At 67.2% G+C, this 14,555-nt stretch carries 19 protein-coding genes; 9 read left to right on the forward strand and 10 right to left on the reverse strand.

Annotated features, from left to right (window positions below; translation table 11 throughout):
* Positions 1 to 2 precede the first annotated feature (2 nt).
* Genes ACIQ0W_RS14495 through ACIQ0W_RS14510 form a run of 4 tightly spaced genes read left to right on the forward strand, consistent with a single transcriptional unit; the run spans position 3 to position 2,115 of the window.
* On the forward strand, positions 3 to 239 hold the full coding sequence (locus tag ACIQ0W_RS14495; RefSeq protein WP_061683551.1) for a hypothetical protein: 237 nt from the start codon (positions 3 to 5) through the stop codon (positions 237 to 239).
* Positions 236 to 910, forward strand: coding sequence for a hypothetical protein (locus ACIQ0W_RS14500; protein ID WP_061683552.1), 675 nt, complete (start codon positions 236 to 238; stop codon positions 908 to 910). The genes ACIQ0W_RS14495 and ACIQ0W_RS14500 overlap by 4 nt, the downstream gene beginning before the upstream one ends.
* 9 nt (positions 911 to 919) lie before the next feature.
* Positions 920 to 1,195 (forward strand): hypothetical protein, encoded by a 276-nt coding sequence (locus ACIQ0W_RS14505; protein WP_058632860.1) that lies wholly within the window; start codon positions 920 to 922, stop codon positions 1,193 to 1,195.
* Complete coding sequence (locus ACIQ0W_RS14510) at positions 1,192 to 2,115, forward strand: hypothetical protein (RefSeq protein ID WP_058632859.1); 924 nt, start codon at positions 1,192 to 1,194, stop codon at positions 2,113 to 2,115. The genes ACIQ0W_RS14505 and ACIQ0W_RS14510 overlap by 4 nt, the downstream gene beginning before the upstream one ends.
* 115 nt (positions 2,116 to 2,230) lie before the next feature.
* On the opposite strand, the gene ACIQ0W_RS14515 is transcribed toward ACIQ0W_RS14510, so the two are convergent.
* The 7 genes from ACIQ0W_RS14515 to ACIQ0W_RS14545 form a co-directional block, all read right to left on the reverse strand.
* Entirely contained in the window at positions 2,231 to 2,524 is a 294-nt protein-coding gene (locus tag ACIQ0W_RS14515) for a hypothetical protein (protein WP_058632858.1), read from the reverse strand.
* On the reverse strand, positions 2,521 to 2,877 hold the full coding sequence (locus ACIQ0W_RS14520; RefSeq protein ID WP_058632857.1) for a hypothetical protein: 357 nt from the start codon (positions 2,875 to 2,877) through the stop codon (positions 2,521 to 2,523). The genes ACIQ0W_RS14515 and ACIQ0W_RS14520 overlap by 4 nt, the downstream gene beginning before the upstream one ends.
* Positions 2,874 to 3,233 (reverse strand): hypothetical protein, encoded by a 360-nt coding sequence (locus ACIQ0W_RS14525; RefSeq protein ID WP_058632856.1) that lies wholly within the window; start codon positions 3,231 to 3,233, stop codon positions 2,874 to 2,876. The genes ACIQ0W_RS14520 and ACIQ0W_RS14525 overlap by 4 nt, the downstream gene beginning before the upstream one ends.
* Entirely contained in the window at positions 3,230 to 3,448 is a 219-nt protein-coding gene (locus ACIQ0W_RS14530) for a hypothetical protein (RefSeq protein ID WP_058632855.1), read from the reverse strand. The genes ACIQ0W_RS14525 and ACIQ0W_RS14530 overlap by 4 nt, the downstream gene beginning before the upstream one ends.
* Entirely contained in the window at positions 3,445 to 4,086 is a 642-nt protein-coding gene (locus ACIQ0W_RS14535) for a hypothetical protein (RefSeq protein ID WP_153002372.1), read from the reverse strand. The genes ACIQ0W_RS14530 and ACIQ0W_RS14535 overlap by 4 nt, the downstream gene beginning before the upstream one ends.
* Before the next feature lie 165 nt (positions 4,087 to 4,251).
* The gene (locus ACIQ0W_RS14540) at positions 4,252 to 4,554 is read right to left on the reverse strand and encodes a hypothetical protein (RefSeq protein WP_061683609.1); all 303 of its coding nucleotides are present in this window, start codon (positions 4,552 to 4,554) and stop codon (positions 4,252 to 4,254) included.
* A 161-nt stretch (positions 4,555 to 4,715) separates the two neighbouring features.
* Positions 4,716 to 6,785 carry a hypothetical protein gene (locus ACIQ0W_RS14545; RefSeq protein ID WP_396643417.1) on the reverse strand — a complete coding sequence of 690 codons (2,070 nt, stop codon included), beginning with the start codon at positions 6,783 to 6,785 and terminating at the stop codon, positions 4,716 to 4,718.
* A gap of 450 nt (positions 6,786 to 7,235) precedes the next feature.
* On the opposite strand from ACIQ0W_RS14545, the gene ACIQ0W_RS14550 reads away from it, so the two are divergent.
* A complete protein-coding gene (locus ACIQ0W_RS14550; RefSeq protein ID WP_344228992.1) occupies positions 7,236 to 7,793 on the forward strand; it encodes a DUF6611 family protein in 558 nt (185 codons plus the stop codon).
* Positions 7,794 to 7,858: 65 nt separating this feature from the next.
* On the opposite strand, the gene ACIQ0W_RS14555 is transcribed toward ACIQ0W_RS14550, so the two are convergent.
* The 3 genes from ACIQ0W_RS14555 to ACIQ0W_RS14565 all read right to left on the reverse strand — a co-directional run bounded on the left by ACIQ0W_RS14555 (position 7,859) and on the right by ACIQ0W_RS14565 (position 9,565).
* Complete coding sequence (locus ACIQ0W_RS14555) at positions 7,859 to 8,275, reverse strand: hypothetical protein (RefSeq protein ID WP_175627527.1); 417 nt, start codon at positions 8,273 to 8,275, stop codon at positions 7,859 to 7,861.
* 107 nt (positions 8,276 to 8,382) lie between these two features.
* Positions 8,383 to 8,853, reverse strand: a complete 471-nt coding sequence (locus ACIQ0W_RS14560) for a hypothetical protein (protein WP_077049432.1) — start codon at positions 8,851 to 8,853, stop codon at positions 8,383 to 8,385.
* A gap of 100 nt (positions 8,854 to 8,953) precedes the next feature.
* Positions 8,954 to 9,565, reverse strand: coding sequence for a hypothetical protein (locus ACIQ0W_RS14565; protein ID WP_139340550.1), 612 nt, complete (start codon positions 9,563 to 9,565; stop codon positions 8,954 to 8,956).
* A 416-nt stretch (positions 9,566 to 9,981) separates the two neighbouring features.
* Here ACIQ0W_RS14565 and ACIQ0W_RS14570 point away from each other — a divergent pair, with 416 nt between their 5' ends.
* From ACIQ0W_RS14570 to kdpC, 4 genes are read left to right on the forward strand one after another with little or no spacing between them, the layout of a single operon-like run.
* Positions 9,982 to 10,071, forward strand: a complete 90-nt coding sequence (locus ACIQ0W_RS14570; protein WP_077049434.1) for a potassium-transporting ATPase subunit F — start codon at positions 9,982 to 9,984, stop codon at positions 10,069 to 10,071.
* Complete coding sequence (kdpA, locus tag ACIQ0W_RS14575; RefSeq protein WP_077049435.1) at positions 10,071 to 11,744, forward strand: potassium-transporting ATPase subunit KdpA; 1,674 nt, start codon at positions 10,071 to 10,073, stop codon at positions 11,742 to 11,744. The genes ACIQ0W_RS14570 and kdpA overlap by 1 nt, the downstream gene beginning before the upstream one ends.
* Positions 11,745 to 11,747: 3 nt before the next feature.
* A complete protein-coding gene (kdpB, locus tag ACIQ0W_RS14580) occupies positions 11,748 to 13,910 on the forward strand; it encodes a potassium-transporting ATPase subunit KdpB (RefSeq protein WP_077049436.1) in 2,163 nt (720 codons plus the stop codon).
* A gap of 29 nt (positions 13,911 to 13,939) precedes the next feature.
* Entirely contained in the window at positions 13,940 to 14,554 is a 615-nt protein-coding gene (gene kdpC, locus ACIQ0W_RS14585; protein ID WP_077049437.1) for a K(+)-transporting ATPase subunit C, read from the forward strand.
* Position 14,555 lies beyond the last annotated feature (1 nt).

A 14,555-nucleotide genomic window follows, 5' to 3' on the forward strand; every position in this document is an offset into this window, starting at 1 on the left:
GCATGGCTATCGCTCCGTATCCCCGTCGCCATGTCTCCGCGGAGATCTCACAGCGCGCCAGCCGGGAGGCATCCGGCGCCGTGTTCGTTCTCGTCGCAGCAGTCGCGGTCGCCGCGGCGCTCATCCTCGGCGGCCGCGTCTGGCATGCCCTGCTCGAGCTCGGTCTGCTGATCGGGCTCTGGTTCCTCCTCCGACTGGTCGTCAGGAACGCGATCGAGATCTTCCGGGACGAGCCATGAGCTCGTTGCGGATCACCCACCGCGGCGCCGATGGCACCACGCTGGCCGGCGTCCGCGTCGACGGGGCCGAAGCCGAGGCCCTCCGGGCGTGCGGGTGGCGGTACTCGCGACGACGCGCCAAATGGTATGTCCCCTCCTCGCAGGACCGTGCGCCGCGGCGAGACCTCATCGCACGCACCGAGGAGGAGCTCACCCGAGCTGGGCACGTCGTCCTCGTCGAGCTCGAGGTACGGCCCCAGCCCGTCGAAGATCTCACCACCTGGCGCGCGGTGAGGACCAGTCCGCAGGACGCCGCCCGGAGGATCGAACGGCTGCAGCGGCGACTCCGCGCGACGACGCGAGATCTCGCCGGCTACCGCAACCACCTTGGAGTCACGTTCCCTCCCGCTCGTGGCGCCGAGCGGGAGGAGCTTCTCGACGAGCGCGAGCAGCTGACGGGACGGCTGCGCTTCTGGCAGGCCGTGGAGCAGGCGCACCTCAACGGCGCCGGCGCCACCCGAGTCGATCGGAGAGCTGTCGCCCCCGGAGATCTCGTGGAGCATCGCGGCCGCTGGCACACGGTCGTCCGCGCGAACCGGACCACCGTTTCACTCCGCAGCGACTCCGGTGGCAATTGGCCCGAGACAGTCCCGTACCACCAGCTGACCGGGCACCGGCCGCAGAACCGTTGAGGGCACACAGTGAAGACCGCGCTCAGCTGGCAGCAGACGACGACCGTCGAGGTAGAGCTTGACGTCGACGACGTCGCGCTCTGCGACTGGGCGATCGCCACCCTGGATCTCCGCACCCTCGGGGGCGAGATCTCTGCAGCGGAGCTCCGCCGGTCAGCTGCAGCGAATCCGCACCTTCGCCGGCGACTCCAACAGCTGTACGCGATCGCCCTCGCCGCGCCACGCACGTCCTCCTCCACAATCAGCATCCCGCACGACACCCACCCGGAAGGATCCGCCCGATGACCCGCACGCCTACCCCCGAATCGTCCTCCTGCCAGCGGTGGACGCTGGGACGACACTCGTGGCGTCATCTGTCCGAGGGAGGTTTCGACGCGCGTCAGTTCTCCGTTGCCGAGATCCCGGAGTCCGTCGCGCGAGCGTTCGTCTGCCGGCACCACTACGCAGCCTCGTACCCGGCTGGCCGGATGGCGTGGGGGCTGTTCTCCGAGGCCGGCGAGGATCCCGCGAGCCTGGTCGGCGTCGCGGTCCTGTCCGTCCCCATGAGGGCAGCCGTCGTCAGCAACGTCTTCCCTGAACTCGCCCCCTTCACGCAATCCCTCGAGCTCGGCCGCTTCGTGCTCACGGATGCCGCACCCGCCAACGCCGAGTCCTGGTTCCTCGCCCAGGTCTGGAAGCGCGCAGCGGCTGCCGGCATCCTCGGGATCGTCTCTTTCGCTGACCCGATGCCACGGCAGCGAACCATCACCGACGTCGACGAGCACGGCCAGATCTCCACCCGTGTCGAGACCGTCTCCCGGGGTCATGTGGGCACGATTTACCAGGCCACGGGAGCGATCGCTCTGGGGCGATCCACCCCGCGGACGCTGAACTACGTCCCCACCGCCGGCCTCGTGCTCTCCGAGCGGACCCTCTCGAAGCTTCGCACTGGGGAGCAGGGATGCGACGCCGCCGAGCGGCACCTGGTGAAGCTCGGTGCCCGGCCGCGTCGCGCCGGGCAGGATCCTCGCGCGTGGCTGCATACGGCACTCGTCGACGTCGGAGTGCAGAAGATCCGCCACCCCGGCAACTTCCGCTACGCCTGGGCGCTCGGCACTGCGCGTCAGCGTCGCCAGCAACTGGTCGCTCTCGAGCGGACGACGTACCCGAAGGCCGCGCGAGACCTGCTGCCCTTGATCACCCCCGGCGGTGAAGACGCCGCATAGAGAAGGTCCCCGGAGGGATGCAGCACCCTCCGGGGACCGAGGTGAAGTTCGGGCGGTCACCCACAGCAACTATCTCATATGTGCAACGGTGATGTCCAGGCGCTCAGAGCACCTGTCATCGATGCGCGAGCTCGTACTCCTCGGGCGTCGGCAGGGGCACATCGGGATACCGGATCTCGTGCATCCTGTCCTCGATGTAGGCCGCGAACTCATCCGCGAATGCTGCAGCATCGTCGATCTCTGAGTTCGTCAGAGCGTAGGAGTACGCGCCCTGCCACCGATCAGAGATCGAGGCGGCGCGACGGTGGCTGCACGAGCATCCGCACTGGCTGTGCTTGTGCCCCGCTGAGCAATGGGCCGCGCAGTAGGGATCGCTGTGCGATCGCTCCCCCCACGTCGACGAGATCACCAGAGCGCTCCGTCCTGATAGACCGGCTCACAGATCCACCAGTCGAGGTCGATCCATGTGCGCTCACCGTTGCGAGGGTTGCGGCAGGCGACCTTCACGATGAGAGGCCCGGCGACCGGCGTCACACTCACGACGTCGGTCGCCGGCCCCCACGGCCCGCGCGCGTCTCGGGCCGGCCAGTCCTCGAGGCGGTGCCCGTTCTCGTCCCAAGCCGAGTGGCGCATCGCATACCGGATGCAGTCCCCCGTCGACGGGACGTATCCGAGCTCATCGCCCTCGCGGCGGCGGTGCAGATCATCGCTCGAGACGCCGTCCGGGTAGCCGGCAGCGTCATTGTCTCGGAGCGTCCTCATGGCTCCTGCACCCCATCGCCTGCAGCTGGTCCGATCCCAGAGGCAGCTCCCCCTGACGCGAGCAGCTGGTGCAGGAGCAATCGCTGCCGGCAGAGGACGATGCGCGCCGCGTCGACCAGCGCGAGGTAGTCGCCTTCGGGTACTGCCCCACGGATGCGCAGTTTGACGATCATGTCCCGCGCGGCCGCGGCGACGGCGACGAGCTTGCCGGCTGACAGTCGCGCGCGCAGCGCATCGGCTTCCGCCCGTAGAGCGTCGGCCGAGGCGACGAGGTCAGCGAGCACCTCGAGCGACGATTCGTTCGACGTCACGATGCGGGCGCGAAGGGTGCGGGGCTGTGCGGATCGCGCGGTCATGTCCCCTCCCCCAGCCCGGCGTCGACGAGCATGGCGCGCAGTCGCTGCACGCTCTCGTCATCGGAGGGCAAAGCCTGCTCGTCGAGCAGCTCGCGCAGCTCGGCGTCGTCCGGGGTGTGGCCGTTGATGGCGGCGACGGCGGCGACGGCGGCGACGATGTCCGTGAGCGGATCGCCGGGCGCCCCGGCCCCGAGGTACTTGAGGTCCTTCGTCATGACGGGTTCCCTTCGTTGAGGTGCGAGATTCGGTCGCGGGCATTCGGGTCGACCTCGACCGAGGCGCCGGTCTGCGCGTCGAAGAACGCGACTTGCTGGTGCTGCTCGGCGAGCCGTCGAGCCTCGGCTGCGTCGAGGGTCTTCACGGACACGTCCAGGGAGACGATTCCCGTCTCAGGATCGTGCCAGGCGCCCTCGTAGTGGTAGTCCATCCGCAGCAGATCGGCGTTGGCCTTGCTGAATCGCAGGATGTCGATGGGTCGGAGCTGGTCGACGGGGATTGCTACCTCGCGGTCTGGGTAGGGCGAGACGAAGAAGCCGATGCTCTCCTCGCGACCAGTGTTCGGGTGGCGGGTGTATCCGCCGTCCGGGTGGCGAAGCCGGTTGAGGGCACGCTCCACCTCGAGGGACTCCTCCGCCCCGGACAGGCCGCGTGACCGGGCGAGTGCTTGCTTCTGAGCGATGCGCGTGGCCCGGCCGGCGCACAGCCGAGTGCGCAGATCGTCGAGCTCGGGGTTATTCGGGTCAGCTGCGGAGTCGATCTTCTCCGCGAGCTCGCGCTGGCCCCGAGGCGAGGAGTCGTATGCGGCGCTCTTCTCTGCGAGGTTGCTCTCGGCTTGGTGCAGCCGGCGCCGCACGGAAGGGTCCTCGGGCGCGCGGTCGAGATCCCGTCGAGCGGCATCTGCCTTCGATCGCGCGTGCTGCAGTTCCTTCCAGGTGTCGGCGCTGCACCGCGCACCAGGCTTCGGGTCACACATCCGTGAGAGGTCCTCTCGTCAGGGGTCCGGGCGTCGACGCGAAGGTCAACGCAGATCGAGCTCGACGCTGTCCGCCTCGAGATCCGGAACGTGTTGATCGGGGTGCGCGAGAGTCGCGCAGGGTGCGTGAACCCGCACGGCGTTCCCCTTGCGGATCGTCTGCCGGAGCAGCTCTGCGAGCACGCCGCGCGCGTGCACGTTATACGGCCCGTCGACGCCGTCGATGCGGAACGAGACGTGCGGGACGCGGTCGGGGATGGTGCGGAAGAGCATGAGCGGGCTGCGCACCGTTCCGGTGACATCGACCCCCACCGCGGTGCTCGCGGGGGCGGTCTGGGTGATGGTCATGATGACCCTCCTTCTTGTCGAGGATGAGGCGGGATGCCTTCTACTCGACATGGGTCCGGTTAGAGGCCCAGATCGGACAAAGACGATCTCGTCTTTCTTTACGCATATGAGTCTAACTCCTATGCGATAAAAAGACGAGATCGTCTTGTCGTCTCCGGGGGTCACTCCGGAAGCAGTATCGTCACCTGTTCGTCATCGGGGACCGCGACCTCACCCCTCTCACCGTCTTCGGTGAGGTAGGTCAGGATGAGGTAGTCCTGGTCCTCCAGGTCGACGTCGATGGACTCCACGGTCGCGATCACACCTTCACCGTCGACGTCGACGAGGATGTCCATCCCCACCTCGAGCTCGGAGACCGACAGCTCGAAGCTGCGCACGGTCTCTTCCTCGATGGGGGCCGAGTCCTCGACGGCATACAGGTGCGGCCGGCCCGCATCCTCCCCGCCGGCGGTCTCCGCCACGTCTTCGGCCTCACCGTGCTCGGCGGGCGCCTGGACGACGTCGTCATGCGGAACGAAGCCCGGGTCGTCCGGGAGGGTGATTCCGAGGTCGTGCATGATCGCGCGGTCCTCGTCGCCAAGCCCCTGGGCGAGCTTCGGGGTCCAGAAGATCTGCGCGTGCTCGGGCGGGACACCCATACCCGGAGACACCCAGGCGCGGCCGGGCTTGTTCTCGAGCCCGGCGGTGGCCACGAGGCTGCCGAACGTCATCATCGAGGTGGACTGCTCCAGGTTCCGCAACGCGATGCGGACGGCGAACTGGGATCGGCTCGACGTGCTCAACCACGACGCCGCCGCCTGCTGCGAAGCGAGAATGACGTGCACCCGCGCTTCGCGGCCGAGCCGCAGGATCGAGCCGAATGCCGTCATCACGGGGTGGATGCTGCCGGTCGGCGCCTTCTCAAGACCCATCCTCTGGCACCAGTCGGCCTTGCCGCCGCCGGATTTCCACCACTCGTTGAGCATGTCGGCCATCTCCTCACCCTCGTCGACGGCGAGGACGAGCGGGTCGAGCGTGGAACGCAGATGAGGGCCGTTCCGCTCGAGGTACTCGTATCGGTCGTCCATGAGCTTCTTCACCTTGAGGATGTAGGTGACGATCGCCGCCTCGCGGGTCGCGGCCGGCTTCGCGCCGTGGAGCAGCCCGAGGTTGAACAGGCCAAGGCGCTTCGGGTCGACCGGCCAGATCTCGGCCATCGGCATGTCCGGGTCGCGAACCCACCGACCGAATGCGTCACGCCGCATCCCCGTGGGCAGTGCGGTGAGAATCGACAGCAACAGCACCGTCTTTCCACCACCGGTGCCACCCACGATCAGCAAATGCGGGAGTGGTGCATCGAGGTCCCAGACGCAGGGAGTCCCGTCGCGGAAGTGACCGAAGGCGATCTTCATCGGGTTGTCGTCGTCACGGGGCGGATGAGGGAGCACATCAGGCAGCGGCGTCAGCGGGCGCACGGTACCGCGATCGGCGGTGAGATCCCAGTCGATGGTCAGCTGCGCCGCGTTGGGCGCCACGACCGAGGAGCGCACGGCGTCAACAGCCTGCTTCTGCCAGATCGTCTTCGACACCCGCGAAGTCGACGTCGGCGGCCAGTGCAGAACCGTTCGCTGCAGGTTGTCGGCATTGTCCCGGACGAACTCGTCGACGGACACCCCGGGGATGATCACCGACAACACGCTCTCCAGACGGGATTGATCCGGGTCGACCACAGGCTCAGGGGCGGCCGGATCCGCAGTCAGCGTGATCAAGCATCGGCGCGCATCGTTCTTCTTCACCCGGTACGCGATCCCCATCCGGTTGCTCACCTGGACCACCAGCGTCTCGGCGAACTTCAGATCCGAGTCGACCAGATCTCCGGGGTAGCGGATCACGATGCGCTGCGGAGCGCCGATCCACCCTCCCCTCCACCTCGACACGGTCACCAGGTCTCGGGTCGGAGCTGACGCTCTCACCACAGAATTGACCGCCTCGATCATCAGGTCGATGGACCGGCCGCGCTGCCACGCGCGATGACCGAACACGACCAGGGCGGCGATGATCACCGCCGCGACGACCACGACCAACACCAGCAGCTCGACGCGATCGGCCAACGCCGCCAGCCCTCCGGCCATCAACGCGATCGCCGAGACGACGACGACCCGCATCGGCCACGCGAGCGGCCGCCGCGGCAACGCGCGCACCGCCACGTCCTCCACGACCTCGGGCCTCACACCCAACATTGCGCGAGACATCCCATCTACCTCCTATGCATCAGCGGCTGCAGAGACGATGCGTCTCTATGGCACATAGGTCGGCATTGCCAGCGGAATCGGACATCACCGGCGAACGCGATGCAGGCGTCGACGAAGCCCCTACTTCCCCGGCGCCCGGGGCGGAAACTACAGATCGGTTGGCGGGAACTACTGATGGGTTGTCATCGTGTCCGATGACAGTGATTCTGTCGTCCGTGCCACCGATCCTGTGATCGCCTTCCGCGTCTTCGCGCTGCTTGGCCGTTGGGGGCACCTCGACGGTGGCGGTATCAGCGCCAGCGGATGTGTAGTTCGTCGAAGCGGCATATGCATCTGAGTCACCTCGGCCGAACGGCCCGTGTTTGGATCGACGTGAGTATTGGGCGGATTCGCGCATGGGTTGTGTGAGGACGCACGCGGGGAAGCCACGTGGGCGACAAAGCTGTATGCGTGTCGAAACGCGCGGACCCCGACAGTCCTCACTTCCCCATGGCAGGCCAGTACTCATCCACGGAGGTTGTCGGCACGCAACGGTGGGGGCACATATCCCGGTCCACCGGCCGATATGGCAGCGTCACGACGCATCTGGTCGTATACCCGCCCGACTCGTTCGACCGGGAACGTCTCTGGGCCGACGCGTCTCGCACACTCACCCCCCTCGGCATAGGCGGCGCGGTTATCGCCGCGATCGTTCTGCTGGGAACCGGGGCGTCGCCCGAGCTGACGCTGCTGTCGATCGCAGGCCTCTTCGTGATCGGCTGGGTGGTTCTGTCTTCCCGGACGATCGGGGTCCGTCGCAAGTCCGCATCCATCTGGGTGTGCACGTCGGCGATCTCGCCCGACCACGATCGTTCCCGGGCGCAGACTCATCTCGAGGCTCTCGCGGAGACGATGACGGAAGCAGCGAGCGCCCGTCGCGCGGGAACGATCACGGCAGACCAGTACACGAGAGCCTGGCGTAACGTGTTCGGCGAGGTGACACTGCTCAGTCTGCAACGAAACGGCTAGCCATCGGCTGGCCGTCGGGCAGAGGACATCGCCCCCGCCTGGTTTCGATCGCGGTGTGGCCGCGATCAGGCGAAGATCTCCGCGGCCACGTCGTGGACGGATCGGTCACGGACGTCCGCCCAGTCCAGCGAGAGCGCGCCCCAGATATTGGGGGAAGGGTGCGTGCGGACGTACTGGAGAAGCCGAGCGTTCAGCCGCGCGTGGGACGCGCAGTCGGTCACGTCGATAAAGACGACATCGACGTCCCACCCCAGTTCTCTCTCGGCCCGCGCGTGAAAGTCTGTGGCCGCCGCGTAAGCGAACCGTTTGCAGGAGCGAGGGCGATGGCCGGGACCCCGCCGGTACAGCACGATCACATGATGCACGGTCGGCGAGCGACGCAGCACATCGCGAATGGGCCGCCAGGAACCGCGGAGGCGGTTGCGTACCTGTAGCCCCGCTGCGCTGTCCTCCAGCTGGATCCCCCACACGATGCCGCCCACGAACGAAGAGCTCGCACCTTTGTCCGTAGCCGGCTGCTCTGCGTCGGGTCCATGTAGAGATCCGCCGGTCAGCAAGCACATCCTGCCGGAGGTGGAGGTGCGGAAGGTCATTTCGCGCATCGCGTCCACGTCTCCATCGAGTTTCTTTCGTTTGGGGTCGTGGCGGGGTGGTGCCGTACGGTGGCCAGCGCGATCGTTCCCGCGCACGGGACGACCAGAAGATCCCCAGCCTGGATTTCCTGGGGCACCTCACCCGGCAGCGGTGCTGCTCCGATCGTTTCGATGCTGGCGGGCGCCCGACTGCCAGCGTCGGGGCGGCCGAGCACGGTCGACCCCGCCCAGTCCGGGGTGACTTCCGTCATGTCGCCGTCGACGCGGACGTGCAACGCGCCGCGCGTGTCCCCGGCGACAGCGAGGACACGCGTGATTACGAGGGTGACATAGGCGTCAGAACCTCCAGTCCGTTCGGGGTGTCCGGCGGGGTGGATGAGTACCGCGGGTGTGCCCCGCGTCGTGGCGAGTCCGAGCAGCGAGTGCCCACCGACCAGCACGTCCTCGCGAGTGTGAACGGTGTCCATGGGCCACCCGTGTGCCCGCGGCGTCGCTGCAGGGATCCGGTTCCGGAGGAGTCGGGCGCTGAGGATGGTGTGTAACAGAGTCACGTCAACTGTCTCCGTTTCAGAGCTGGGGGGTCAGGGCGGACAAGAGACCTGGGGCGATGTCGATGGCCGGGGACACCGCGATAGCCGGAGACAACGGTGCTGTGTCATGGCGCGGCAGTGGCACCGGACGCACGCGCCCCAGGGGCACTGTGCCTTCGCACGGCAGTGCCAGCAGGTCGCCTTCGGCGAGGTCGGCGGGAAGCCGCACCGGAGGAGACGGGTAGGCCGGGGCGGCTGCTTCCGCGGCCAGCAAGATGCCAGGAGCCGACGCGGCGGCGGAGATCCGGTCGATCAGGCGCGCCTCGGACCACACCGCAGGGACGTCGCTGAAGTTCGCGTCGATGAGGATGACGCGTTGGGAGTCGAGGTTGTTCACTGTCATCACGACACGGGTGATGACGACCGACACGTCCGAGCGGAGCACCTCGGCCTGGCGGGGGTTCGTGCGAATGATGCGGTCAGTGTTGTGGACGCAGGGGGTGCCGCACATCTCGGCCAGACGCCGCATCGACACTCCGGCGACGACCACGTCGGTCGTCGTCGGCGTCGTGTGATCCGGCCAAGCCCTCGCCCGAAGTGGAACGGGAAGGGTGCGTCGCAGCGTGGGGACGATATCGGTGAGAGTCACACCGTCTGTCCTAGCCCGCCCATCCGCACGATCGGTGGGGTCCGAACGGAATACATGCGCGGAACGGCCCGCTTCGCCCGGATTGCTCACGGTCTGCTGACATGACGAGCAGAAGCCGGGCGGGGTATGAGCACTCGGGGCGGAGGTGGTCGCCGGCATCGGGGAGGGCGCGGGACGTCGGGGATGTATGGACGGCCGTTAGCTTTCGACGGGTGGCCGTATGCGTTTCGTTAGGGCTGTGATTTCGCCGTGAGCGCAGGTGTTTGATCGGGAGTTGCGTCTGAACGACGCGCGGCCCTCGCCCGGGGGTTCGACAGCTTTCGAATGGAGTTCCTCGTGCTCGACATCGTGTACGTGCTGGGCGTTATCGTCCTGTTCGCGCTGGTCGGTCTGATCGGCAAGGCGGTGGAGAAGCTGTGATCGTCTTCGACCTGCTCGCCGCTGCCCTCGGCCTCGCGGCGCTGGTGTATCTGGTGACCGCTCTGGTGAAGCCGGAGAAGTTCTGATGGAGTGGCTGTTCCTTGCCGCCAGCCTGGCGACTCTGATCCTGTTCCTGGGCGTCGCGTACCGCCCCGTCGGCGACTACATGGCCTGGGTCTTCACCTCTCGGAAGGACTGGAAGGTCGAACGCGGGATCTACCGCGTCATCGGCGCTGACCCCAGGTCCGAGCAGACCTGGCAAGCGTATCTGCGCGGAGTCTTGCTGTTCTCCCTTGTCGGGGTCCTGCTGCTCTACCTGCTGCAGCGCACCCAGCAGTGGCTTCCCTACGCTCTGGGTCTCCCCGCTGTCCCGGAGGGGCTGTCGTTCAACACCGCGATCTCGTTCGTGACGAACACGAACTGGCAGGCATATTCCCCCGAGCTCACCCTCGGTTACACCGTGCAGTTCGCAGGACTCACGGTGCAGAACTTCGTCTCCGCCGCGACCGGCATCGCCGTCGCGATCGCCCTCGTGCGCGGGTTCGCCTATCGACGCACCGGAACGATCGGCAACTTCTGGGTCGACCTGGTGCGCGGCTCGTTCCGCATCCTCCTGCCGTTCTCCGTGATCGCGGCGATCGTCCTGCTCGCCGGAGGGGTCGTGCAGAACTTCGCCGGGTTCACTGACATCACCACCGTATCCGGCGGATCACAGGTCCTGCCCGGCGGTCCCGTCGCGTCGCAGGAGGCGATCAAGGAGCTCGGCACGAACGGCGGAGGGTTCTTCAACACCAACGCCTCCCACCCGTTCGAGAACCCCGCGGCGTGGACGAGCATCTTCGAGGTGTTCCTCCTGCTGCTCATCCCGTTCTCGCTCCCGCGCACGTTCGGGCGGATCGTGGGCGACAACCGCCAGGGCTACGCCATCCTCGCCGCGATGAGCACCCTGTTCGTCGTCTCGCTCGGCGCGCTGGCCGCGTTCGAGTTCGCCGGAAACGGCACCGCCCCGCAACTCGCGGGTGCCGCCATGGAAGGCAAGGAGGCCCGGTTCGGTCTGGTCCAATCCGTGTTGTATGCGAGCGGCACCACACTGACCTCCACCGGTTCGGTCAACTCGATGCACGACTCCTACACCGCGCTGGGGGGCATGATGCCGATGCTGAACATGATGCTCGGCGAGATCGCCCCTGGAGGTGTCGGGGCGGGTCTGTACGGGATGCTCATCATCGCAGTGATCGCCGTGTTCATCGCCGGGCTCCTCGTCGGACGCACCCCCGAGTACCTGGGTAAGAAGATCGGGCCTCGCGAGATCAAGCTGGCCAGCCTGTACATCCTCGTCATGCCGACCCTGCTCCTGGGAGGTGTCGCCCTCAGCTTCGCGATCCCCGGAGTCCGAGAGGACGTGGAAACGACCTCGATATGGAACCCCGGCGTCCATGGCCTGTCGGAGCTCGTGTACGCGTTCGCGTCCGCGTCCAACAACAATGGGTCCGCGTTCGCCGGCCTCACCGCGAACACGCCGTGGCTGAACGCCGCGCTGGGCGTGGCGATGCTGCTGGGCCGGTTCGTGCCCATCGTCCTCGTTCTCGCCCTGGCCGGTTCCCTGGCCGCACAGGACAAGGTACCGGCCACCGCCGGCACCCTCCCGACCCACCGACCGTTGTTCATCGGCCTCGTGGTCGGCACAGCGGTCCTGGTGACCGCGCTCGTCTTCTTCCCCGTTCTCACGCTGGGTCCCCTAGCGGAAGGGCTGCTGTAAACCATGACCACCATCACACCCACCCCCGAATCCCCTGCCCCTTCCCGGGGCGATGCCCCGCGGGCACCGCGGAAGGCCTTTACCTGGGCACAGGTGCGGGCTGCCCTCCCGGGCGCGTTCCGCAAGCTCGATCCGCGCGCCCAATGGCGTAACCCTGTCATGTTCCTCGTGTGGGTCGGTGCGGCATTGACCACCGTGCTCGCGATCGCGGAACCCTTCCTCGGCGGTCCAGCACCCTCCGGCGGCACCGAGGTGCCGTGGCCATTCACCGCGGTGATCGCGATCTGGCTGTGGCTGACCGTCCTGTTCGCGAACCTCGCCGAGTCCGTGGCGGAAGGACGCGGGAAGGCGCAGGCGGACACGCTCCGCAAGACACGCACCAGCACCACCGCCCACCGAATCGATGGGTACGACTCCGCCACGGATGCCGGCGCCGAACAGGCGACGACCACTGATGTGTCCTCCGCGGACCTGCGCCTCGGCGACATCGTGGTGATCTCCGCCGGTGAACTGATCCCCGGGGACGGGGACATCGTGTGGGGAATCGCAAGCGTGGACGAGTCCGCGATCACCGGCGAGTCCGCACCCGTGGTCCGCGAATCGGGCGGCGACCGTTCCGCCGTCACGGGCGGCACCCGGGTGCTCAGCGACCGGATCGTCGTGCGCATCACCTCCAAGCCCGGCGAAACCTTCGTCGATCGCATGATCGCCCTGGTCGAAGGCGCTGCTCGACAGAAAACGCCGAACGAGATCGCGCTGAACATCCTCCTGGCGAGCCTGTCGATCGTGTTCGTCGTCGTCGCGCTCACCCTCAACCCCATAGCGTCTTACGCCGCCAGCCCGGCCAGCATCACGGTGCTGATCGCGCTGCTGGTGTGCCTCATCCCAACGACGATCGGTGCACTGCTCTCTGCGATCGGCATAGCGGGCATGGACCGGCTCGTGCAGCGCAACGTGCTCGCCATGTCCGGACGCGCCGTCGAAGCCGCCGGCGACGTGACCACCCTGCTGCTGGACAAGACCGGCACCATCACCTACGGCAACCGGCGCGCCAGCGAGTTCGTCCGGATGGACGGGGTGCGTGAGCAAGAACTGGTCCACGCTGCCGCCGTCTCGTCCCTCGCGGACCCGACACCGGAAGGCACCTCGATCGTCGACCTTGCCCGCGCCCAGGGCGAGGACGTCGACACGAGCACCGCCGGCGAGATCGTCCCGTTCACCGCGCAGACCCGCATGTCCGGTCTCGACCTTCCCGACGGTGCTCAGATCCGCAAGGGCGCCGGGTCCGCCGTCACCGCATGGTTGGAATCGGAGGGGAGGAGGTTGCCGTCCAGCGAGCTGGCCGAGCTCGAGGACCACACCGAACGCATCGCACAGTCCGGCGGCACCCCGCTGGTCGTCGCCGTGAAGGACCCCTCCGGCGAGGGCCGGGTGCTAGGTGTGGTCCACCTCAAGGACATCGTGAAGGAGGGACTCACCGGGCGGTTCGCAGAACTGCGTGCGATGGGCATCCGCACCGTGATGGTCACCGGCGACAACCCGCTCACCGCGGCCGCGATCGCACGGGAGGCGGGCGTGGACGGCTTCCTCGCTGAGGCCACTCCGGAACAGAAGCTCGCCTACATCCGCAAGGAGCAGGAGGGCGGCAACCTCGTCGCGATGACCGGCGACGGCACGAACGACGCGCCCGCGCTCGCGCAGGCGGATGTCGGGGTGGCGATGAACACCGGCACGTCGGCCGCGAAGGAGGCCGGCAACATGGTCGACCTCGACTCCGACCCGACCAAGCTCATCGACATCGTGCGCATCGGCAAGCAACTGCTCATCACCCGCGGGGCGCTGACCACGTTCTCGATCGCCAATGACATCGCGAAGTACTTCGCGATCATCCCGGCGATCTTCATGGGTGTGTTCCCGGGCCTGGCGGCGCTGAACATCATGGGGCTGCACTCCCCCGCCTCTGCGGTGCTCTCGGCGATCATCTTCAACGCGATCGTGATCATCGTCCTGGTCCCCCTCGCGCTGCGCGGCGTGAAGTACCGCGCGGCGAACGCATCCAAGATCCTCGGCCGAAACCTGCTCGTCTACGGACTCGGCGGGATCATCACCCCCTTCATCGGCATCTGGCTCATCGACCTCGTCGTGCGCCTCATCCCCGGGTTCTGACCCGGGATCGTCAAGGAGACAACATGTTCATGAACACCGCTACCCGCAGCACCGGCCGCAGCCTCTGGGTCGCCACCCGTGCCCTCCTGCTGTTCACCGTGGTGCTCGGCATCGGCTACACCCTGCTGATCACCGCGGTCGGTCAACTCGCCTTCCCTGCACAAGCCAACGGAAGCCTCGTCCGGAACGCTGAAGGCGAGGTCGTCGGGTCGTCTTTGATCGGCCAGAACTTCACCGCCGCTGACGGTGAGCCGCTACCGGAGTACTTCCAGCCCCGGCCCTCCGCAGCCGGCGACGGCTACGACGGAGGCGCGTCCTCAGGTTCCAACTGGGGTCCCGAGAACGAGGACCTGATCGCGGCGATCGAGGAACGCAAGGCACAGATCGCCGAGTTCAACGGAGTCTCTCCCGATGAGATCCCCGCGGACGCGGTCACCGCATCCAGTTCCGGACTCGACCCGCACATCAGCCCCCAGTACGCACAGCTGCAGGTGCAGCGCGTCTCCGACGCGCGGGGCCTGACCGTAGACCAGGTGCAAGGCATCCTCGACGAGCACGCCCAAGGTCGAGACCTCGGATACTTGGGAGAACCGACAGTCAACGTCGTGGAACTTAACCTGGCGCTAGACCAGTTGGAGGACTGAC

It is taken from the genome of Microbacterium sp. (assembly GCF_044340635.1).
Lineage (GTDB): Bacteria > Actinomycetota > Actinomycetes > Actinomycetales > Microbacteriaceae > Microbacterium.